This window comes from Bradyrhizobium sp. Mp27 (genome assembly GCF_029953005.1).
Classification (GTDB): domain Bacteria; phylum Pseudomonadota; class Alphaproteobacteria; order Rhizobiales; family Xanthobacteraceae; genus Bradyrhizobium; species Bradyrhizobium barranii.
On the sequence record NZ_JASAUS010000001.1, the window covers coordinates 293,971 to 313,930 of the forward strand.

General features: G+C 65.0%; 19 protein-coding genes. 6 read left to right on the forward strand and 13 right to left on the reverse strand.

Annotated elements, in window-relative coordinates:
• Positions 1–6: 6 nt before the first annotated feature.
• The 3 genes from QJT78_RS01225 (at position 7) to QJT78_RS01235 (ending at position 5,250) form a co-directional block, all read left to right on the forward strand.
• Positions 7–2,211: a xanthine dehydrogenase family protein molybdopterin-binding subunit gene (locus QJT78_RS01225; RefSeq protein ID WP_038941926.1), complete on the forward strand. Its 2,205-nt coding sequence runs from the start codon at positions 7–9 to the stop codon at positions 2,209–2,211.
• 96 nt (positions 2,212–2,307) lie between these two features.
• The gene (locus QJT78_RS01230; protein ID WP_028150284.1) at positions 2,308–4,665 is read left to right on the forward strand and encodes an Orn/Lys/Arg decarboxylase N-terminal domain-containing protein; all 2,358 of its coding nucleotides are present in this window, start codon (positions 2,308–2,310) and stop codon (positions 4,663–4,665) included.
• 6 nt (positions 4,666–4,671) lie between these two features.
• Positions 4,672–5,250 (forward strand): GNAT family N-acetyltransferase, encoded by a 579-nt coding sequence (locus QJT78_RS01235; RefSeq protein WP_028150283.1) that lies wholly within the window; start codon positions 4,672–4,674, stop codon positions 5,248–5,250.
• Between the two features lie 3 nt (positions 5,251–5,253).
• Here QJT78_RS01235 and QJT78_RS01240 read toward each other — a convergent pair whose 3' ends face one another.
• The 3 genes from QJT78_RS01240 to QJT78_RS01250 all read right to left on the reverse strand — a co-directional run bounded on the left by QJT78_RS01240 (position 5,254) and on the right by QJT78_RS01250 (position 7,214).
• Entirely contained in the window at positions 5,254–5,466 is a 213-nt protein-coding gene (locus QJT78_RS01240; RefSeq protein ID WP_028150282.1) for a hypothetical protein, read from the reverse strand.
• Positions 5,467–5,607: 141 nt separating this feature from the next.
• Positions 5,608–6,048, reverse strand: coding sequence for a flagellar basal body protein (locus tag QJT78_RS01245; RefSeq protein WP_028150281.1), 441 nt, complete (start codon positions 6,046–6,048; stop codon positions 5,608–5,610).
• A 116-nt stretch (positions 6,049–6,164) separates the two neighbouring features.
• Positions 6,165–7,214, reverse strand: coding sequence for a hydroxyacid dehydrogenase (locus QJT78_RS01250; RefSeq protein WP_028150280.1), 1,050 nt, complete (start codon positions 7,212–7,214; stop codon positions 6,165–6,167).
• Between the two features lie 244 nt (positions 7,215–7,458).
• Between QJT78_RS01250 and QJT78_RS01255 the strand changes: the two genes are divergently transcribed.
• From QJT78_RS01255 to QJT78_RS01265, 3 genes are all read left to right on the forward strand, one after another.
• Positions 7,459–8,025: a thiamine pyrophosphate-binding protein gene (locus QJT78_RS01255; protein ID WP_014496644.1), complete on the forward strand. Its 567-nt coding sequence runs from the start codon at positions 7,459–7,461 to the stop codon at positions 8,023–8,025.
• An 8-nt stretch (positions 8,026–8,033) separates the two neighbouring features.
• Complete coding sequence (locus QJT78_RS01260; protein WP_028150279.1) at positions 8,034–8,630, forward strand: thiamine pyrophosphate-dependent enzyme; 597 nt, start codon at positions 8,034–8,036, stop codon at positions 8,628–8,630.
• Between the two features lie 77 nt (positions 8,631–8,707).
• On the forward strand, positions 8,708–9,070 hold the full coding sequence (locus QJT78_RS01265; protein ID WP_028150278.1) for a VanZ family protein: 363 nt from the start codon (positions 8,708–8,710) through the stop codon (positions 9,068–9,070).
• Between the two features lie 60 nt (positions 9,071–9,130).
• Here QJT78_RS01265 and QJT78_RS01270 read toward each other — a convergent pair whose 3' ends face one another.
• The 10 genes from QJT78_RS01270 to QJT78_RS01315 all read right to left on the reverse strand — a co-directional run bounded on the left by QJT78_RS01270 (position 9,131) and on the right by QJT78_RS01315 (position 19,913).
• Complete coding sequence (locus QJT78_RS01270) at positions 9,131–9,514, reverse strand: DUF1236 domain-containing protein (RefSeq protein WP_028150277.1); 384 nt, start codon at positions 9,512–9,514, stop codon at positions 9,131–9,133.
• Between the two features lie 112 nt (positions 9,515–9,626).
• Complete coding sequence (locus QJT78_RS01275; protein ID WP_028150276.1) at positions 9,627–10,514, reverse strand: 2-hydroxy-3-oxopropionate reductase; 888 nt, start codon at positions 10,512–10,514, stop codon at positions 9,627–9,629.
• 12 nt (positions 10,515–10,526) lie between these two features.
• Positions 10,527–11,312: a hydroxypyruvate isomerase gene (hyi, locus tag QJT78_RS01280; protein ID WP_028150275.1), complete on the reverse strand. Its 786-nt coding sequence runs from the start codon at positions 11,310–11,312 to the stop codon at positions 10,527–10,529.
• A gap of 11 nt (positions 11,313–11,323) precedes the next feature.
• Positions 11,324–13,114, reverse strand: coding sequence for a glyoxylate carboligase (gcl, locus tag QJT78_RS01285; protein WP_028150274.1), 1,791 nt, complete (start codon positions 13,112–13,114; stop codon positions 11,324–11,326).
• 152 nt (positions 13,115–13,266) lie between these two features.
• Complete coding sequence (locus QJT78_RS01290; RefSeq protein ID WP_038941927.1) at positions 13,267–15,069, reverse strand: adenine deaminase C-terminal domain-containing protein; 1,803 nt, start codon at positions 15,067–15,069, stop codon at positions 13,267–13,269.
• A gap of 85 nt (positions 15,070–15,154) precedes the next feature.
• Entirely contained in the window at positions 15,155–15,955 is an 801-nt protein-coding gene (locus QJT78_RS01295; protein ID WP_028150272.1) for an NYN domain-containing protein, read from the reverse strand.
• Positions 15,956–16,009: 54 nt separating this feature from the next.
• Positions 16,010–17,509 carry a tripartite tricarboxylate transporter permease gene (locus tag QJT78_RS01300; protein WP_028150271.1) on the reverse strand — a complete coding sequence of 500 codons (1,500 nt, stop codon included), beginning with the start codon at positions 17,507–17,509 and terminating at the stop codon, positions 16,010–16,012.
• Entirely contained in the window at positions 17,509–17,991 is a 483-nt protein-coding gene (locus QJT78_RS01305) for a tripartite tricarboxylate transporter TctB family protein (protein WP_028150270.1), read from the reverse strand. Before QJT78_RS01305 ends, QJT78_RS01300 begins: the two co-directional genes overlap by 1 nt.
• Positions 17,988–18,956 (reverse strand): tripartite tricarboxylate transporter substrate binding protein, encoded by a 969-nt coding sequence (locus tag QJT78_RS01310; protein WP_038941928.1) that lies wholly within the window; start codon positions 18,954–18,956, stop codon positions 17,988–17,990. The genes QJT78_RS01305 and QJT78_RS01310 overlap by 4 nt, the downstream gene beginning before the upstream one ends.
• 114 nt (positions 18,957–19,070) lie before the next feature.
• Positions 19,071–19,913: an IclR family transcriptional regulator C-terminal domain-containing protein gene (locus tag QJT78_RS01315; protein WP_038941929.1), complete on the reverse strand. Its 843-nt coding sequence runs from the start codon at positions 19,911–19,913 to the stop codon at positions 19,071–19,073.
• Positions 19,914–19,960 lie beyond the last annotated feature (47 nt).

The following is a 19,960-nucleotide window of genomic DNA, read 5'->3' on the forward strand; positions in this document are numbered from 1 at the left end:
GGACCGATGAACACCTATGTCGGAACGCCAACGTCCCGCGTCGATGGCCGCGCCAAGGTCACCGGAGCCGCCAAATATGCCGGCGAATTTCCGGCGGACGGCCTCCTCCATGGCTTCGTCGTCGAGGCCACGATTCCGCGCGGACGTATCGCTCGCCTCGACGCCAGCGACGCGCTGCAAGTGAAGGGCGTGGTCGACGTGCTCACGCATGCGCATCGTCCGCCCCTCGCCGACAATGACGATGCCTGGAAGGACGAGGTGGCGCCGGAGAAGGGCTCGCCCTTCCGCCCGCTCTATGACGACAGTATCTGGTTCAACGGCCAGCCCATCGCGCTCGTCGTGGCGGATGACTGGGAAACCGCTAAATTCGCTGCGACCCGCGTGCGCGTTGAATACGACCGGGAGGCATTTGCAACCGATCTCGAATCCGAACATGGCAAAGCCGGCAAAGTGGATCGGCCGCACAAGCCGCGCGGCAACGCTGCCGCGGCGCTGGATGGGGCCGCTGTGCGGCACCAGGCGGATTACGTCGTGCCGACCGAGCACCACAACCCGATGGAGCTCTATGCGACCACGGTGGTCCGAGATGGCAGCGGCAGGCTTACCGTCTATGACAAGACGCAAGGTGTCCAGAACGTCCACAAATATCTATGCAGTGTGTTCAAAAAGAAACCCGATGACCTCCGCGTGATCTCGCCCTATGTCGGCGGCGCCTTCGGCTCCGGATTGCGGCCGCAATACCAAGTGGTGCTGGCGGTGCTTGCGGCGCTCGAACTCAAGCGATCCGTTCGTGTCGTGCTGACACGGCAGCAGATGTACGGGCTCGGCTACCGGCCGATGACCATCGAGCGTGTCGCGCTCGGCGCAAGGCCCGATGGCACGCTCGATGCCGTCACGCACGAGGCCACTGCCGTGACTTCGCGCTACGAGGATTTTTCGCGCAATGACACCGGCTGGGCGGAACAGCTGTACAAGAGCCCGAACAGCCTCTTCTCCCACAAGCTCGTCGATCTCGATCTCTCCACGCCCTGCGACATGCGCGCACCCGGCGCCGCGTCCGGCGTCTGCGCGCTCGAATGCGCCATGGACGAGCTGGCCGTCGCGCTTAAGCTCGACCCGATCGAGCTGCGGCTGAAGTGCTATTCGGACCGCGATCAGAGTGAAAACGTGCCCTACACCAGCAAGCAGCTGCGCGAATGCTACGCCCGCGGCGCGGAAGCGTTCGGCTGGACCCGGCGCAATCCTGCGCCGCGCTCCATGCGCGAAGGCAAGGAGCTGGTCGGCTGGGGCATGGCGACGGGGGTGTGGGAGGCGCTTCAGATGCCGGTCGCCGTCCGCATCGTGCTGACGTCGAACGGCCATGCCGAGGTATCCTGCGCCGCCTCCGATATCGGAACCGGCACCTACACCATCGTGGCACAGGTGGCCGCCGACGCACTCGGGCTGCCGATCGAGAATATCGACGTGAAGCTTGCCGATTCGACCTTGCCGCAGGCCCCCGTCGAAGGCGGCTCCTGGATGGCGGCGTCGAGCGCGCACGCCGTGCTGGGTGCGGCCGAAGACATCCGCCAGGAACTCGCACGGCTCGCCAAGGCGATGCCCGCCTCGCCCCTCGGCGGCGTCGATGCGCCCGATGTGATCCTGGTCGACGGCACGATCGCCAAGGCCGGCGACAAGGCTCGTGCCGTCTCGATCGCCGATGCGATGCGTCACGGCAAGCTCGAGCGGATCGAGAAGCAGAAGCTCAATCATTTCGCCGAGGACAAGTCGCACGCGCGCAACACCCATTCGGCGGTCTTCGCCGAGGTCAAGATCGACGAAGACCTGGGCGTCATCCGCGTCACGCGCGTCGTGAGCGCGGTCGCAGCCGGACGGATCCTCAATACCAAGACCGGTCGCAGCCAGATCATGGGCGGCGTGGTCTGGGGCATCGGAATGGCGCTGCACGAGGAGACGGTGATGGATCACCGCTTCGGCAGGATCATGAACGCGAACATCGCCGAGTACCACATTCCCGTGAATGCCGACGTTCACGACATCGACGTCATATTCGTCGACGAACCCGACGACCGGATCAACAGGCTGGGCGTCAAGGGCCTTGGCGAGATCGGCATCGTCGGCGTGGCTGCGGCAATCGCGAACGCGGTCTATCATGCAACCGGTAAGCGCATCCGGCGCTTCCCGATCACGCTGGACAAGCTGCTGGACTGATCGCCCGTCACACGATCCCGCTGGATCGGGCGACTGTCATAGAACTGTCATTGAAAGTGCAGAGACCTGCCAGTCTCTGTACATTCGGGACACACCATGGATTATTTCAAGCGCTTCAACTTCCTGTTCGCCGCACCTGTATTCGACGCCGACGATCTGGAAGGCATCCGCTTCAACCAGATTATCGAGGAGATCCAGCGTTCCGGCTTCGAGGTCGTGAGGGCCCGCAGGTTGGAGGACGCGGAGATCGCGGTGCAGACCGACGCCGCGATCGGCTGCATGGTGGTGGACTGGGGCAAGAAGGGCCTCGAGGGGAAGACCTCGGCGCTGATCAACCTGATGCGGCGCCGCGGCCTCGACTTCCCGATCATCCTCCTGATCCGGCGCAAGCGCTTCGAGGATTTGCCGGTCGAGGTGCTCGACTTCATCGACGGCTATGTCTTCCTCTCCGAGGAGACGCCGACCTTCATCGCCAAGAATTTGATCAGCCGGCTCAAGCAATATGCCGAGACGCTGAAGACGCCGTTCTTCGGCGCGCTGGTCGATTATGCCGAGGAAGGCAACCAGCTCTGGACCTGTCCGGGTCACAATGGCGGCGTGTTCTACAACCGCAGTCCGATCGGCCGGGTCTTCGTCGAGCATCTCGGCGAATCCGTGTTCCGCGACGACCTCGACAATTCCGTGCTCGACCTCGGCGACCTCCTCACCCATGAGGGTCCCGCGCTGAGGGCGCAGAAGGAAGCCGCCCAGATTTTTGGTGCGGAAAAGACCTATTTCGTGCTCAACGGCACCTCGACCTCGAACAAGGTCGCGCTCGGCGCCCTCGTCACCGACGGCGACCTCGTGCTGTTCGACCGCAACAACCACAAGGCCGCCCATCACGGCGCGCTGATGATCAATGGCGGCATCCCGATCTACGTGCCGACCATCCGCAATGCCTGGGGCCTGATCGGCCCGATGCGCTGGGACATGCTCGACGAAAAGGCCCTGCGCGAGGCGATCCGGAACCATCCGCTGGTGACGGACAAGGACGCCTGGCGCAAGGAGCGGCCGTTCCGCGTCGCCGTCGTCGAGCAGTGCACCTATGACGGCTCGATCCACAGCGCCGAGATGATCCTGAAGCGCATCGGCCATCTCTGCGAATACATCCTGTTCGACGAGGCCTGGGCCGGCTTCATGAAATTCCACCCGCTCTATGCCGGCCGCTTCGCCATGGGGCTGGCGAACCTTCCCCCCGAAGCACCCGGCATTATCGCGACGCAGTCCACCCACAAGCAGCTCGCGAGCTTCTCACAGGCCTCCCAGATCCACATCAAGGACCGCCATATCCGCGGCCAGAAGCGGCGCGTCGAACACCGCCGCTTCAACGAGAGCTTCATGCAGCACGCCTCGACCTCGCCGTTCTACCCGCTGTTCGCCTCCCTCGACGTCGGCGCGCAGATGATGAAGGGCCGCTCGGGCGAGGTCCTCTGGGACGACACGATCCGGCTCGGCATCGAGCTGCGCAAGAAGATCCGCGCCATGCGCCGGGAGTTCGAGGAGAAGGAGCAGAATCCGGATCGCCGCTGGTTCTTCGAGCCCTTCGTTCCCGATCGCGTCGCCATTCCCGACGTCAGCCGCCCCGGCACCGCGCACAACGTCGCCTGGGAGACCCTCTCCACCGATGAGCTCGCCACCAATCCGGCGCTGTGGCAGCTCTCGCCAGATACCAACTGGCACGGCTTTCCCGATCTCGCGGAAGGCTTTGCCATGACCGACCCGAACAAGCTGACGCTGCTGACGCCCGGCTTCGATCGCACCACCGGCGCCTATGCCGAACACGGCATCCCCGCGCCTGTGGTCGCGCAGTACTTGCGTGAAAACCGCATCGTCCCTGAGAAGAACGACCTCAACTCCCTGCTCTTCCTGCTCACTCCCGGCGTCGAGGCGAGCAAGGCCGGCACGCTGATCTCCGGTCTTGTCGCATTCAAAAGGTTGCATGACGACAACGCGTTGCTGGCCGACGTCATCCCTGAATTCTACCAGCGGCGTCAGGCGCGCTATGCCGGCGTGCGGCTGCGCGATCTCTGCGGCGAGATGCACCGCTTCTTCCGCGCCGCCGACGTCAGCGCCCTCCAGGCCCGGCAGTTCATGCCCGAGCACATGCCCGAGATTGCGATGTCGCCCCGCGATGCCGCGCGCTATCTGTTCAAGAACGACGTCGACTATTTGCCGATCGAGGCGATCGCGGGCCGCATCGCCACCACGCCCTTCGTGGTCTACCCACCCGGCATCGCCACCATCGTCCCCGGCGAGCGGCTGACGGAGCGGGCCAAGCCCATGGTGGATTATCTCAAAATGTTCGAGACCTGCTTCAACACCTTCCCGGGCTTCGATGTGGAAATCCAGGGCGTCTACGAGGAGATCGATGCGCAAGGCCGCATCGGCCTCTATACTTACGTCGTTGCCGAGTAGGTGCCGATGAACGAAACAGCGATCGCGCGTACAGATGACGAACCGGTTCTGGTCCGCCCCTCACGGGAGAGCGATGTCGAGGCGATGCTGGCGATCTACCGCCATCACGTCCGCAATGGGGTGCCCCGCGACGTCGAGGGAACCGGCGCGCCCGAACCGGACGATCTGCGCGACCGCCGCAAGAACCTGAAGCAGACCCGTCTGCCGCATCTGGTCGCGACCTATCGCGGCGAGGTGGTGGGCTATGCCTATGCCGTGCTGTTCCGCAAGCGGCCGGCCTATCGCTACACGGCCAAGCATTCGATCTACGTCCATCACGAGCATCTCGGCCGCGGCGTTGGACGGCTGCTGCTCCAGGGAATGATCGATGCGTGTGCGGCGGCCGGCTTCCGCCAGATGATCGGCTATATCGATGCCGACAACGCGCCCTCGCTGGCGCTGCACGAAAAATTCGGCTTCGCGCGCGCCGGCCTGCTCTGCGGCGTCGCCTATCGCCACGGCCGCTGGTCGGACACGGTCATGGTGCAGCGATCGCTCGGCGCGGGCGTCACCGCTCCGCCGGCGCTAACGGCACCAGGCCGTTAAACCTTACGAGGGAAAGTCAGCCGGTTTGACCTGGATCCGGTCGGCATGCAGCGACCAGTGATGCAACGCCTGGTCCTTGCAAAACCTCGCCTTCGCCCGCTCCCTGGCTTCGTCTTCGTCGGTGGCGTCAATTTCGAGCGTGCCCTGGCAAACCTCGATCTGCCGGCCGTACTGGCCGAGCACGTCCTTCATGAACCTGACGACATAAGTTGACATGGGACCTCCTGCCTGCGCCAGCCTGCCCCGGCGGCACTCTAATCCAATTTAGCCTGAACCGGGAAAGGAGATTTTGACGCGGATCAAGATCAGTGACGGTTCCCGCCGCCAATGCAGGGCGTCGATACAATCCGTCAGCGATCACGTCTTGATATCGAGGAGGGTCTGTTCTGTCTCGGCGTAGGCTTGGATGACCTTCGCATTGGCAATGAAGCTGTACTTTGCGGTCGCCAGCTCAGCGAACTCGCTGACCAGATCGACATTCGGCGCTGCGACCAGGCCGTCCTGGTTTGCGAAGGGAGCGCTCGGGTCGGATTGCGCGGTATAGCTCGGCGAAACCGTCGACACGGTCGCGACTGTACCGCCCGGCGTCGAGCCGCTCGATTGCGAGACCTGATCGACGCGCAGCGGCACATAGGCCGCTGGAAACGTCGGGGCAATGCCCGCACCGGCCTGTGTGCTCGATCCGCCTGACGCGGGCAGCGGGCCGGTCGTGCTGATGTTGGCAATGTTGCTCGCGGCCACGTTCACACGCAGGCTCGCTGCAGAAAGTCCGGATGTCGCAATCGAAAGTATGCTCATGCCCCTGATCTACAGGACAAGTCATACGCCTTCATTCACGCCATCGGTAAAATCCGCCGCTTTCTGTTTTCATCCGCGTAACCAACGGACGGAGCACGATCACACTTCGCGCGCCGCTACCCCGGCGTCACGCCGAACGCCTGCTTGAAGCGCTCGGCGTAGCGCGGCCAGACCTCGGGATTGATGATGCGCGGCGGGCGTTTGCCGTCGAGCGTCTCCAGCACCTGCTCGGCGGCGATGCGGCCCATGTTCTGGCGCGCCTCGATCGTGACGCCCGCGGTGTGCGGGCTCGCCAGCACGTTGTCGAACTGGAGCAGCGGATGCTCGGGCGGCGGCGGCTCCTTCGACCAGACGTCGAGGCCAGCACCGGCAATGCGCTTGTCGCGGAGCGCCTGGAGCAGCGCATCCTCGTCGTGGATGAAGCCGCGCGCCGTGGTGATGAAATAAGCGTGCGGCTGCATCAGCGCGAATTCGCGCGTGCTGATCATGTTGCGGCTTTTCTTGTCGAGCGGACAGGAGATCGAGACGAAATCGGCGCGGCGCAGCAGCTCGTCGAGCTCGACCTTCTCCCCGCCCCGCTCGGCCATCACCTCGGCCGACAAATACGGGTCATAGGCCAGCACCGTCATGCCGAGCAGGCCCTTGCACAGCGCGGCAATGCGGCGGCCGACATTGCCGAGGCCGATGATGCCCACGGTCTTGTGCTCGACCTCGTTGCCGACGAGCTCGTTGCGGTTGACGTCGCGCTCGCGGCGCAGGCGGCGGTCGGACTGGATGATGCGCTTGGACAGCGTCAGCATCATCGCCAGCGCATGCTCGGCGACCGAATGGGCGTTGCCACCGGACTGGTTGACGACCAGCACGCCCGCATCAGTGCAGGCCTCGACGTCGACGGGATCGAAGCCCGCGCCATTGCTGGAGACCAGCAACAGATTCTGCGTGCGCTTCAGGAAGGCGGCATCGACATGGAAATGCGGGGCAAGTTCGTCGCGGGCGGCGCCGATCTGGTAAACATGCGCCGCGTTCAGGATCGGGGCATAGAAATCTTCGGGGCTCTCGTTCTCGATGCGGTCGAGCCGGACGTCGGACCGCGCCTTCAGGATGTCGATATAGATCGGATTGGCCAGGTATTTGACGTAGAAGACGCGCTTGCTATTGACGGACATCAGGACCCTTCCGGCTCTCTCAAGGAGACCCGCAAGGCCAGCGCACCCCGCGCTCCGTCCATGCGTTCCTCCCGTTTTTGCATTATCGCCGCTTATGACATGGCGGCGCCGGCTACGGCAGGCCGTCTGGCGCAGATCACGGTGCGGGCCCGGACATGTTGACAATCCCGCTGCCTGCGTCAAGTTCGGCAGACCGCCGCGACGACCAGAACCAAGAAGCATGCGCGGCTCAAGGGAGAACGCAATGGCGCTTGCGGAACAGCAGACCTCGCCCCAGGCGGCACAAGGCGCCAGCGACAGGAGCTGGCACGGCATCGTCCTGCAGACCCTGAAGCGGAACGAGATCAGCCTGATCCCTTACGTGCCCGACCGCGTGCTGACGCCGCTGATCAAGAACCTGCACGCCGACCCCTTCTTCACCACCTTTGCCACCGCCCGCGAGGAGGAGGCCGTCGGCATCGTCTCCGGCGCCTGGATGGGCGGACGTCGCGGCGCGGTGCTGATGCAGACCTCCGGCTTCGCCACGCTCGCCAACGTGCTGGCCTCGCTCGCGGTGCCCTATCAGATCCCGCTGATCATGTTCGTCTCCGAGCGCGGTACGCTTGGCGAGTTCAATTACGGGCAATCGCTGGTCTGCCGAACCATGCGCCCGGTGCTGGATTCACTCGCGCTGGAGCACCACACCATCACCCGGCTCGACGAGCTCGAATTCATCGCCGACCGCTCGATCAAGCAGGCCGTCACCACGCAGGCGCCGGTGGCGCTGATCCTCAACCCGCTGCTCACCGGCGGCAAGGTTTTCGACAAGTGAGGCCGGCCATGGACAATCGCAACACCAAGGTGATGAACCGTTTCGACGTCACCTCGCGCCTGATCGCCAAGCTCAAGCACGAGGAAGCCGTGATCGGCGGCATCGGCAACACCAATTTCGATCTCTGGGCCGCCGGCCACCGCCCGCAGAATTTCTACATGCTCGGCAGCATGGGCCTCGCCTTCCCGATCGCGCTCGGCGTGGCGCTGGCCCAGCCCGATCGCCGCGTCTTCGCGCTCGAAGGCGACGGCTCGCTGCTGATGCAGCTCGGCGCGCTCGCGACGATTGCGGCGTTGAAGCCGAAGAACCTCATCATGGTCGTGATGGACAACGGCATCTACCAGATCACCGGTGCGCAGCCGACACCGGCCGCTGGCGTCGCCGACATCGTCGCCATAGCCACAGGCTCGGGACTTGCCAACAGCGTCTGGGCCGCGGACGAGGAGGATTTCGAGCGGCTGGTCGACGAGGCCATGTCCGCCTCCGAGCCGAGCCTGATCGCGGTCCGCATCGACGACAAGCCGGGCGTCGGCACCACCCGCAGGGATCCCGTTCAGATCCGGGAACGCTTCATGCACGGCCTCGGCGTACGCGAGCCACTTTAACGTTTCGTCATTAACTACACGGCGATCTGATCCCTGCTCCGTAACAGGCCGTTGCAAATCCGTGCTATCGGCACCGGATGCCTATTTTTATTCGCTTTTTTGCCTGGCTGCTCGCGGCCGCCGTCACTTTCGCAACCCTCGGCCCGCCCGGCCTGCGGCCCCATTCCGATCTCGGCCAGGACGGCGAGCACGCCCTCGCCTTCATCCTGGTGGGACTGGCCTTCGGCCTCGCCTACCGGAATCGCCGCTGGGCCGTCGCCGCCGTCGCGGTGGTCCTGATCGGCGTGCTCGAGCTGATGCAGTTCTGGGCACCGGGACGGCATGCACGGCTGGAAGATTTTTTGGTCGATGCCGGCACCGCCTGCATCGGCTTGGCGCTCGCCGCCGTCACCGATTGGATCATGGCGCGCTTCCGCGCCAGTTCGGCCCTGACGAACTAGGGCCCCGCGGAGTGACGCTCCGCAGGGCCCGGCTGTTCAAAGCCTTCACGATCTGATCGATCAGTCGATGATCTTGACGACGCGGCGCGTGCGCGGTTCGACGATGACGCGGCGATCGTTCACGACCGCGTAGCGATACTCGGTGTAGTTCGGCACGGGGCGCAGCACCACCGTCGGGGGCAGCGGCTCGCCGACGACGACGCGCTCGTGGATCACGACGGAATCGTCGCGCGGGATTCCGCCGAGCACGGCATTCGGAATTTCGAGGCCGGCGCCGACGGCCGCACCGACGGTGCCGCCGACCATCGCGCCGATCGGTCCGCCGATGTCGCCACCCGCACGCGCGCCGTCCCTGGCGCCCTGTTCGGTCGTCGACTGGGCAAAGGCTGCACTCGTTGCCAGCAGCGACACGGCAGCCAGCGAAATCGCAAGACGGGTCTTCATGTCCACACTCTCCAGTGATTGTTCTGCGCCTTCAACCGCGGGGTCGGACCATTGTTCCGGTTCCCGCACGATGAAAGACAGGCCAAATCTGGAGAGTGTTACTGCGTAACGCTTACGCTGCGGCGATCTCGTGCCCCGCCATCAGTTCCAGTGCGCGCACCATCGCGGAATGATCCCAGGCCTTGCCGCCATGCGCGGCGCAGGACGAGAACAATTGCTGCGCCACCGCAGTGCTCGGCAGCGACAGGCCGAGCGCGCGCGCACCTTCGAGCGCGAGGTTGAGGTCCTTCTGGTGCAGCTCGATGCGGAAACCCGGCTCGAAATTGCGCTTCACCATGCGCTCGCCATGCACTTCGAGAATCCGTGACGACGCAAACCCGCCCATCAGCGCCTTGCGTACGAGAGCGGGATTGGCCCCCGCCTTGGATGCGAACAGCAGCGCTTCGCTCACCGCCTCGATCGTCAGCGCGACGATGATCTGGTTGGCCACCTTCGTCGTCTGGCCATCGCCATTGGCGCCGACATGCGTGACGTTCTTGCCCATCTTGTCGAAGATCGGCTTCATGGTGCCAAAGGCCCGCTCCGGGCCGCCGACCATGATGGTGAGGGTCGCGGCCTTGGCGCCGACCTCCCCGCCCGATACCGGCGCATCGAGATAGTCCGCGCCGAGCGCCTCGATCTTCCTGGCGAACTCCTTGGTCGCCAGCGGCGAGATCGAGCTCATGTCGACGACGATCTTGCCCTTGGAGATGCCGCTCGCGACGCCGTCCTTACCGAACAGCACCGCCTCCACATGCGGGGTGTCAGGCACCATGATGATGACCGCATCCGCCTCCTCCGCGACCTCCTTGGCTGACTTGCAGGCGATGCCTCCCGCCGCGATCAGCTCGGGCGACACGGGCGCAACGTCGTGGAGCAGTACGCGATGGCCTGCGGCCAGAAGGTGGCCGGCCATCGGCCGTCCCATGGTGCCAAGTCCGATGAAGCCGATATCGATCATGTCTACGTTTCCTCAGGTCTCGAATGTCTGCGCGGCATGCCAGGACAGGCCTTCCAGCGTCGTGGTGCGCGGCTTGTATTCACAGCCGATCCAGCCGCGATAGCCGATCGCGTCGAGGTGGCGGAACAGGAAGGGGTAGTTGATCTCGCCGGTGCCGGGCTCGTGGCGACCGGGATTGTCGGCGAGCTGGATATGGGCGATCTGGGGGAGATATTCCTGCATGGTCCGGGCGAGATCGCCCTCCATGATCTGCATGTGGTAGATGTCGTACTGGATGAACAGATTGTTCGACCGCACCTCCGAGATCAGCTGAACCGCCTGCTCGGTGCCGTTGAGGTAGAAGCCGGGAATGTCGAGCGTGTTGATCGGCTCGACCAGGAGCTTGATGTTCTCGCGCGCCAGCGTCGAGGCGGCAAAGCGAAGGTTGCCAACCAGCGTTTCGTTGAGCTCGCGCGGGTCGGCATCGGCAGGCGCGATGCCGACGAGGCAATTGAGCTGCTCGCAGTCGAGCGCCTTGGCGTAGTCGATGGCACGAAACACGCCGTCGCGAAATTCACTGACGCGATCGGGCAGAATCGCGATGCCACGCTCGCCCGCAGCCCAGTTGCCCGCCGGAAGGTTGTGCAGCACCTGCGTCAGCCCGTGAGCCTTGAGCTGTTCGCGCAGCAGCGCCTTGTCGAAATCGTAGGGCAAGAGATATTCGACCCCGGCAAAGCCCGCCGCCTTCGCCGCGGCGAAGCGATCGGGAAACGGCATCTCGTTGAAGAGCATGGTGAGGTTGGCGGCAAATTTCGGCATGATGCTCTCCCCTATTCCGCCGGCTGCAGCACGCCGGGCCGCTTGGTCTCGACCTCGTCCAGCGGCAGGTCCAGCACCTCCTCGAATTCGACGATGTTGTCGATCTCCGTGCCCATCGCGATGTTGGTGACGCGCTCGAGAATGAACTCGACCACGACGGGCACGCGGTGCTTCGCCATCAACTCACGCGCGGTCGCAAACGCCGCCTGCGTATCCTTGGGATCGGTGACGCGGATCGCCTTGCAGCCCAGGCCTTCGGCGACCGCCACATGGTCGACGCCGTAGCCACCAAGCTCCGGTGCGTTGACGTTCTCGAAGGAGAGCTGGACGTGGTAATCCATGTCCAAGCCGCGCTGGGCCTGGCGGATCAGGCCGAGATAGGAATTGTTCACGACGACGTGGATGTAGGGCAGATTGAACTGCGCGCCGACCGCGAGCTCCTCGATCAGGAACTGGAAGTCGTAATCGCCTGAGAGCGCGACGATCTCGCGATCCGGGCATGCCGCACGCACTCCGAGCGCGGCAGGCAGCGTCCAGCCGAGCGGGCCGGCTTGCCCGGCATTGATCCAGTTGCGCGGCTTGTAGACGCCCAAGAACTGCGCGCCGGCGATCTGCGACAAGCCGATCACGGTGACATAGGTGGTGTCGCGGCCGAAGGCCTTGTTCATCTCCTCATAGACGCGCTGCGGCTTGATCGGGACATTGTCGAAATGGCTCTTGCGCAGCATCGTCTTCTTGCGATCGCGGCAGGCCGCGGGCCACGCCTGGCGCTCGCGCAACCTGCCTGACCGGCGCCACTCCCTGGCGACGGTGACGAACAGCTCGAGCGCGGCCTTGGCGTCCGAGACGATGCCGAGGTCGGGATTGAACACGCGCCCGATCTGGGTCGGCTCGATGTCGACATGCACGAAGGTGCGACCCTTGGTGTAGGTCTCGACCGAGCCGGTGTGACGGTTGGCCCAGCGGTTGCCGATGCCGAGCACGAAGTCGGATTCCAGCATCGTCGCATTGCCATAGCGGTGGCTGGTCTGAAGGCCGACCATGCCGGCCATCAACACGTGGTCGTCGGGGATCGCACCCCACGCCATCAGCGTCGGCACGACCGGCACGTTGGCGATCTCGGCGAATTCCACCAGCAGGTCCGAGGCGTCGGCGTTGATGATACCGCCGCCCGCGACGATCAACGGCCGCTCGGCGGCGTTGAGCATCTCCAGCGCCTTCTCGACCTGCTTGCGCGTCGCGGTGGGCTTGTAGACCGACAGCGGCTCATAGGTCTCGTCGTCGAACTCGATCTCGGCGAGCTGCACGTCGAGCGGCATGTCGATCAGCACCGGACCCGGCCGGCCGGAGCGCATGAGGTGAAAGGCCTGGCTAAACACACGCGGCACCAGCGCCGGCTCGCGCACGGTCACGGCCCATTTGGTCACGGGCTTGGCGATCGACTCGATGTCGACGGCCTGGAAGTCCTCCTTGTAGAGCCGTGCGCGCGGCGCCTGCCCGGTGATGCAGAGGATCGGAATGGAATCGGCGATCGCCGAATAGAGCCCGGTGATCATGTCGGTGCCGGCCGGCCCCGACGTGCCGATGCAGACGCCGATATTGCCGGCCTTCGCCCGCGTATAGCCCTCGGCCATGTGCGAGGCGCCCTCGACATGGCGCGCGAGAATGTGGCGGATCGACCCGCGCTTCTTCAGCGCCGAGTACAGCGGATTGATCGCGGCACCGGGAACGCCGAAGGCAGTCGAGATGCCTTCCTTCTCCAGAATTCGCACGGCAGCATCGACGGCTCGCATCTTCGCCATATCGGACCTCGCTTGAGTTGCGTCAGCGAGCGTGATCATCAGGCGTGCAAGATGCGATCTCAACGAGATCGATATTATTTTCCACGATGCGGCAGCCGCGGAAAAACCGCGGCGGTCTCAAGCGGTTAGATCGACATAGGCGTGAAAGCCGCTCACTCGAACAGTGGCGCCAGCTCCATCTGCGGCACCAGCACGAGGCCCTTGTCGGTGATGCGAATTTCCGGAATGACCGATAGCGGAATCAAATTGAAGCCCATGTAGGGGATGGTGCAGCCGGCCTCCGCCCATTCCTTCTTCAGTACCTTGACCGCTTCGGCGACCTCGGTGACCCGTTTGTCGGAGAGCAGGCCTGCAATCGGCAGCGGGACCAGCGCCCTCACCTTGCCGTCGGCGACGACGCAGACGCCGCCCTGCTCCGCCTTGATGGCTGATATCGCCGCCTGCATGTCGCCCTCGTTGGTGCCGGCGACGATGATGTTGTGGCTGTCGTGCCCGACGCTAGAGGCGACCGCGCCGCGCTTCAGGCCGAAATCCTTCAGCAGGCCGTAAGCGACATTGCCGGCCGACTTGCCATGGCGCTCGACCACCGTGACGAAGCACAGGCCGTAGCGCTCAAACAGCGACGGCCAGTCCTTGGCCGGCTCGATCGCGACCTTCTCATGGATCAGCGTAATGCCCGGCAACGCGGTCTTGATAGCGTTGACGGTACACGCCTTCGCCGGCAATTCCGGCGTCAGCTTGACCTTCTCCGGGAGCTTCACCGTCGCATAGGCCGCCTTCGGATATTGATAGCGTTGCGACAGCGCCTGATCGAGCAGCTCTGTGATCTTGCCATGCTCGACCACCAGCTCGCCGCCATACCAGGTGCATTGCGGTCTGAGCTGATCGTCCATCAGGACGAGATCGGCGCGGCGGCCACCGCCGAGCCCGCCGATGTCGCCTTCCATGCCGAACCGTGTGGCGCCATGCAGCGAGCCCATCGACCAGGCCTGTTCGGGCGACATGCCGGCCTTTACGGCCTCGCGCACCACCCAGTCGAGACCGAACAGCAGAAGATCATCAGCATCACGGTCGTCGGTACACACGGCCGTACGTTTGTGCGACGCGCCGAGCTCGGTGATAGTGCGGATCGCCTGCGGCAGCGAATGCCAGGGCGTGGTCGGCGGACCGCCGCGCAGGAACACCCAGACGCCGGCGTCGAGCAGATCGTCGGCGATGTCGCGATCGATCGCCTCATGGGTGTCGGTGACGCCGGACGCCGCATAGGCCGCGACGAATTCACGGCCATAGACATGGCCTGACACCGGCCGTCCCCGCTTCAAGGCAGCGGCAAGGATGGCATGACTGCGCTCGTCGCCCATCGTGACAGGCACGAAATCCATCTTCTCGCCGAGCGCGACCGCTTCGGGCCAGCGGTCGAACAGGCCGGCGATCTTGTCCGGCGTGAGGTCGCCGCCCGCGGTCTCCAGTTCCGCCGACGTGGCCGGCACCGTGCTCGGCACCGTCAAAAAGATCGAGAGCGGCGCCTCGCGCGCGTCCTCCAGCATCGCCTCGACACCGGCGACATCCATGACGTTGCCGATCTCGTGGCTGTCGCAGAAGATCGTGGTGGTGCCGTTGAGGAGCGCGGCCTCGGCATAGGCGCAGGCCGTCACCATGGAGGATTCGATGTGGATGTGCGGATCGACCAGCCCCGGCGCGATGATGCCGCCGGCGGCGTCGTAAAGCGGCACCCCGCCCCAGATCTTCTTCGCCGTCCCGGCCGGTTTCACCGCTGCGACGCGGCCACCGGTGATCCAGACCTCCCGACCGGGATGAATACGCTCCGAATAGGTCGAAAGCACCCGGGCCCCCGTGACCACGAGATGCGGTGTGACGCGCGCGGAGGCGACATCGGCCAGACGCCGGGTCATTGAATGCAGCGGTGCGACGGCGAAGCGGGTAAGTTTGGTCATCGGGACCCTCGCGTGGCGTTACGGCCCAGCGATGGTTACGCCCTGCGCTATAGCGGGCAAGCGCAAATATAACGGCAGGCCCTGCTTACGCCTTAGGCGCCGAACTGCCCGTCGTCCCCGCCCTTGCGGGCCTGCGCGGGTTCCGCCTTCTCGGCGGTGCGGCGGCAGCGGGCTTGACGCGAATTCGCATCGACCGGCCCTTTGGCTCATCGATCTCGAACGAATTCGTCTTGCGCACGAGGTCGCTCAGCTTGCGGAACCCGAACGTTCTCGGATCGAAATCGGAGGCCAGATTGGCGAGCTGCCGGCCGACTTCGCCGAGCGCGACCCAGCCGTCCTCGCTCTCCATCTGGGTGATGACCTTCTTGATGATGGGCGTGGCTGCATCGGGCGGCTGAAGCGACGTCGATCTTGAGGCGGCATCCTGGGTGGTCGCCGGGACGGAGACCAGGTTCTCGGTGTAGACGAACCTTCGGCAGGCCTGCCTGAAACTTTCCGGCGTCTTCTGCTCGCCGAACCCGAACACGTCGACGCCCTGCTCACGGATGCGGGCGGCCAGACGGGTAAAGTCGCTGTCGGACGAGACCAGGCAAAAGCCGTCGAACCGGCCGCTGTGAAGCAGGTCCATCGCGTCGATGACCAGGGTTATGTCGGAGGCATTCTTTCCCGTCGTATAGGCGAATTGCTGCTGCGGGATGATGGCGTGTTTGGACAGGATGTCGGCCCAGCCCCTGGACCGCGCATTGGAGAAGTCGCCATAGATGCGGCGGACGCTGGCCTCGCCGATCTTGGCAATCTCCTCGAACAGCCCGTCCGCGATCTTGGCGGAGGCGTTGTCGGCATCGATCAGGACGGCGAGACGGGGCGAGCGAAGTTCCGACGGCATGGCGTTTCCTCAACGAGCTGGACGCAGCATTAGAGGACGCGCGCGCCGGGACGGCTAGTCCTCGTTCGCCTTGAAGCGCCCCATCCCCTTCAGCACGAACGGGGCCAGCAGCGCAACCAGCGCGATGCCGAGCAGCGTCGCCGAGATCGGGCTCTGGAGCAGCGTCATGGGATCGCCGAGGCTGATCGCGAGCGCGCGGCGCAGCTGGCTCTCGGCGATCGGACCGAGGATCAGGCCGACGACGACGGGCGCGATCGGAAAATCGAACCGGCGCATCAGGAAACCGAGCACGCCGAAGCCGGCCAGCATCGACAATTCGACCACCGACGGCTTTGCGGCGATGGTGCCCATGGTCGCGAACACGAGAATGCCCGCATAGAGCCAAGGCTGCGGGATCGCGAGCAGTCGCACCCACAGGCCGACCAGCGGCAAATTAAGCACCAGCAACATGCAATTGGCGATGAAGAGACTGGCGATCAGGCCCCAGACAAGGTCAGGCCGCTCGGCAAACAGCAGCGGCCCCGGGTTGAGGCCGTACTGCTGGAACCCCGCCAGCATCATCGCGGCCGTCGCCGAGGTCGGCAATCCCAGCGTCAGCAGCGGCACCAGCGTGCCGGCGGCGGAGGCGTTGTTGGCGGCCTCCGGTCCCGCGACGCCTTCGATCGCGCCCTTGCCGAATTCTTCCGGATGTTTTGTGAGCCGCTTCTCAGTAGAATAGGAGAGAAAGGTCGGAATCTCCGCGCCGCCCGCGGGCAGCGCGCCGATCGGGAAGCCGAACATGGTGCCGCGCAGCCACGGCTTCCACGAGCGCTTCCAGTCTTCCTTGGTCATCCACAGCGAGCCGCGCACCGGCTCGAGCTTCTCCTCGGTGTGGTGGCGCCGCGATGCGACATAGAGCGCCTCGCCGACCGCAAACAGGCCAACCGCAAGCGTCGTCACCTCGACGCCGTCGAGCAATTCAGGGACGCCGAACGCAAGCCGCGCCTGCCCCGTCAGCTTGTCGATGCCGACCAGACCGAGCGTCAAGCCGATGAACAGACTGGTCAGGCCGCGGATCGGAGAATCGCCGAAAGTCGCCGACACCGTGACGAAGGCGACGCACATCAGCGCGAAGTAATCCTCGGGACCGAAGCGCACGGCGAAATCGACCAGCCATGGCGCGAGGAACGCAAGCCCGATGGTGGCGATGGTGCCGGCGACGAAGGAGCCGATCGCGGATGTCGCAAGCGCCGGCCCGCCGCGGCCGGCCTTGGCCATCTTGTTGCCCTCGAGCGCGGTCGCCATCGAGGCGCTCTCGCCGGGCGTGTTGATCAGGATCGCGGTGGTCGATCCGCCATACATGCCGCCGTAATAGATGCCGGCGAACATGATCAGCGAGCCGCCGGGGTCGAGCTTGTAGGTCACCGGCAGCAGCAGCGCGACCGTCAGGGCCGGGCCGATGCCGGGCAGCACGCCGACGGCGGTGCCGAGGAACACGCCGATCAGCGCATAGAGCAGGTTCATAGGCTGGACGGCGACCGCCATGCCGTGGGCCAGCGCCGCAAAGGTGTCCATCACAGCAATCGCTCCAGCGGGCCGGTCGGAAGGCTCAGCGTCAACAGCCGGTCGAACGCGAGATAGATGAGGGTCGACATCACGAGGGCGATGATGCTGTCGACGAGGATGGCACGGCGCCCGAAAGCTGCCGACGTCGTCACGAACAGCGCCGACGTCGCCAGGATGAAGCCGCCGCCGAAGCCGATGATGGCGATCAGCAGCGCAAGGCCTACCAGGATCAGAACCACCGGCACGGGATCGGCGCTCTCGCGCGCCGGCAGATTGCCGCGCAGCGCGTCGATGAAATTGCCGATCGCGAGCAGCGCAAGGCCGGTGGCGACCACGACCGGCATCGCCTCCGGTCCCATCCCGTACATCGCAGTGGATTGCAGCCCGCGCGCGTCCCAGACCAGCACCGCGGCGAGACCTGCGAGCAATACAGCGATGACGATGCCGGCGCGATCGACGCGCCGCGGCTGGGCGGGATCGCCTGAGGTCATGACTTGACCAGGCCGACCGATTTCAGCACGTCGGTGACGCGCACGGTTTCCTTCTTCAGGAAGTCGGCAAAGGCGTCGCCGCCGAGATAGGCATCCTCCCAGCCCTTCTGCTTGAGGATCTCCTTCCAGGCGTCCGACTTCACCATCTTCTCGACCGCATCGCTCAGCGTCTTGCGTTGCTCCGGCGTGATGCCGGGAGGCGCGACCACCGAACGCCAGTTGGCGATCACGAGGTCGATGCCTTGCTCTTTAAAGGTCGGGATGTCGCTGCCGGCGATGCGCTTCTCCGAGGTCACGCCGATCGCGCGCAGCTTGCCGGACTTGATCTGCCCTTCATATTCGCTCAGCCCCGAAATGCCCGCGGTGACCTTGCCGCCGAGGATTGCCGCCAGCGACTCGCCGCCGCCGGAGAACGGGATGTAGTTGATCTTCTTCGCATCGGCGCCGACGGCGCCCGCGAACAGCGCCGCCATGACATGGTCGACGCCGCCGGCCGAGCCGCCGGCGAAGGTCACCTTGGCGATGTCGGCCTTCACCGCGGCGGCGAGATCCTGCGCGGTCTTGATCGGCGAATTCGCCGGCACCACGATCACCTGGATTTCCTCGGTGAGGCGCGCGATCGGCGTCACCTGCTCGAGCGTGACAGGCGATTTGTTCATGGCGAGCGCGCCCACCATGACGAAGCCGTTGACCATCAACTGGTTGCCGTCGCCCTTGGCGCCATTGACGAACTGCGCGATGCCGACGCTGCCGCCGGCGCCGGGAACGTTGACGACCTGCACGCTGCGCGCCACGCCAGAGGCCACCAGCGCCTGCTGCATCGACCGCGCGGTCTGGTCCCAGCCACCGCCCGGGGCCGCCGGCGCCATCAGCTTGAGCTCGAGCTGCTGGGCGAAGGCGGGCGCGGCTGCCGCGAGGGTCAGCGCGACGGCTGCGCCGACAAGGCGCGCGGGAAATTTGAACATGGGGGCATTCTCCAGGGCTCGTGCGGACGTCGTTGATCGGTTGCCGCATTGTGTCGTTTGGTCGCATATCAGCCAAAACGGCCGATGCTGTCCAGCGACAGGCCTGGTTCCTTGTTAGCCAGATTTCGGCATCACCCCGCCGAGTGCGACGGTCAATTCGCCGGCGACTTCGCGCACGATCTGGCCGATTTCCGGCAATCTGTCGTCGGTCAGGCGGCTGGTCATGCCCGAGACCGAAATCGCCGCGAGCGGCTCGGCGCAGTCGTTGTAGACCACTGCGGCAATACAGCGCAGGCCCATACAGGCTTCTTCATCGTCGAGCGCAAAACCCTGCTTGCGGATCTTCTCGAGCTCCTTGAACAGGTCGCCCGGCCGCACGATCGACTTCTCGGTCAGGCGAGGCATGCCGTGATGGCGGATGACCGCGCTGACGTCCTCGTCCGAATAAGTCGCGAGCACTGCCTTGCCGACGCCTGACGTCACCATGGCGACGCGGCCGCCGACCTGGGTCAGCGAGCGCATGATCTCGCGGCTCTCCATGCGGGTCAGCACGATGATGAACTCGTCGTCGACGACGGCGAGGTTGGCGGTCTCGCGGGTGAGATCGCGCAGCTTGCGCAAGTAAGGAATCGCCTGCGTCGAGAAATTGCGCCGCCGGGCAAAGCTCGCGCCGACTGTGAAGCTGCGCACGCCGACATGCCATTTGGACGCGGCGCGGTCGAACTGCACGAAGCGGCGGCTCTCCAGCGTCGCCAGCAGCCGGTGCACGGTGGAAGCCGACAGGCCGGTGCGAACGGCGAGGTCGCTGAGGCGATAGCCTTCGTCGTCTTCGGCCAGCGTTTCGAGGATCGACAGCGCGCGGTCGACGGACTGCACGCCGCCATCGCGCGCGTCGTGGTCGGCCTCCGATGGCGATCGAGGCTCAAGCGATTTGCGCCGGATCACGTTCTTGCTCATCGCGACCTGACCGTTCTCCCTCGCCCTATTCTTATTTCCCTCTCCCC

Excerpts from the sequence above, each read along its gene's own strand:
- QJT78_RS01265 (WP_028150278.1), top strand. The coding sequence starts at position 8,708 with ATGCCTATTTTTATTCGCTTTTTTGCCTGGCTGCTCGCGGCCGCCGTC.
- QJT78_RS01240 (WP_028150282.1), bottom strand. The coding sequence starts at position 5,466 with ATGTCAACTTATGTCGTCAGGTTCATGAAGGACGTGCTCGGCCAGTAC.
- QJT78_RS01300 (WP_028150271.1), bottom strand. The coding sequence starts at position 17,509 with ATGGACACCTTTGCGGCGCTGGCCCACGGCATGGCGGTCGCCGTCCAG.
- QJT78_RS01245 (WP_028150281.1), bottom strand. The coding sequence starts at position 6,048 with ATGAGCATACTTTCGATTGCGACATCCGGACTTTCTGCAGCGAGCCTG.
- QJT78_RS01260 (WP_028150279.1), top strand. The coding sequence starts at position 8,034 with ATGGACAATCGCAACACCAAGGTGATGAACCGTTTCGACGTCACCTCG.
- hyi (WP_028150275.1), bottom strand. The coding sequence starts at position 11,312 with ATGCCGAAATTTGCCGCCAACCTCACCATGCTCTTCAACGAGATGCCG.
- QJT78_RS01230 (WP_028150284.1), top strand. The coding sequence starts at position 2,308 with ATGGATTATTTCAAGCGCTTCAACTTCCTGTTCGCCGCACCTGTATTC.
- QJT78_RS01255 (WP_014496644.1), top strand. The coding sequence starts at position 7,459 with ATGGCGCTTGCGGAACAGCAGACCTCGCCCCAGGCGGCACAAGGCGCC.
- gcl (WP_028150274.1), bottom strand. The coding sequence starts at position 13,114 with ATGGCGAAGATGCGAGCCGTCGATGCTGCCGTGCGAATTCTGGAGAAG.
- QJT78_RS01305 (WP_028150270.1), bottom strand. The coding sequence starts at position 17,991 with ATGACCTCAGGCGATCCCGCCCAGCCGCGGCGCGTCGATCGCGCCGGC.
- QJT78_RS01270 (WP_028150277.1), bottom strand. The coding sequence starts at position 9,514 with ATGAAGACCCGTCTTGCGATTTCGCTGGCTGCCGTGTCGCTGCTGGCA.
- QJT78_RS01295 (WP_028150272.1), bottom strand. The coding sequence starts at position 15,955 with ATGCCGTCGGAACTTCGCTCGCCCCGTCTCGCCGTCCTGATCGATGCC.
- QJT78_RS01290 (WP_038941927.1), bottom strand. The coding sequence starts at position 15,069 with ATGACCAAACTTACCCGCTTCGCCGTCGCACCGCTGCATTCAATGACC.
- QJT78_RS01225 (WP_038941926.1), top strand. The coding sequence starts at position 7 with ATGAACACCTATGTCGGAACGCCAACGTCCCGCGTCGATGGCCGCGCC.
- QJT78_RS01250 (WP_028150280.1), bottom strand. The coding sequence starts at position 7,214 with ATGTCCGTCAATAGCAAGCGCGTCTTCTACGTCAAATACCTGGCCAAT.
- QJT78_RS01275 (WP_028150276.1), bottom strand. The coding sequence starts at position 10,514 with ATGATCGATATCGGCTTCATCGGACTTGGCACCATGGGACGGCCGATG.
- QJT78_RS01315 (WP_038941929.1), bottom strand. The coding sequence starts at position 19,913 with ATGAGCAAGAACGTGATCCGGCGCAAATCGCTTGAGCCTCGATCGCCA.
- QJT78_RS01310 (WP_038941928.1), bottom strand. The coding sequence starts at position 18,956 with ATGTTCAAATTTCCCGCGCGCCTTGTCGGCGCAGCCGTCGCGCTGACC.
- QJT78_RS01235 (WP_028150283.1), top strand. The coding sequence starts at position 4,672 with ATGAACGAAACAGCGATCGCGCGTACAGATGACGAACCGGTTCTGGTC.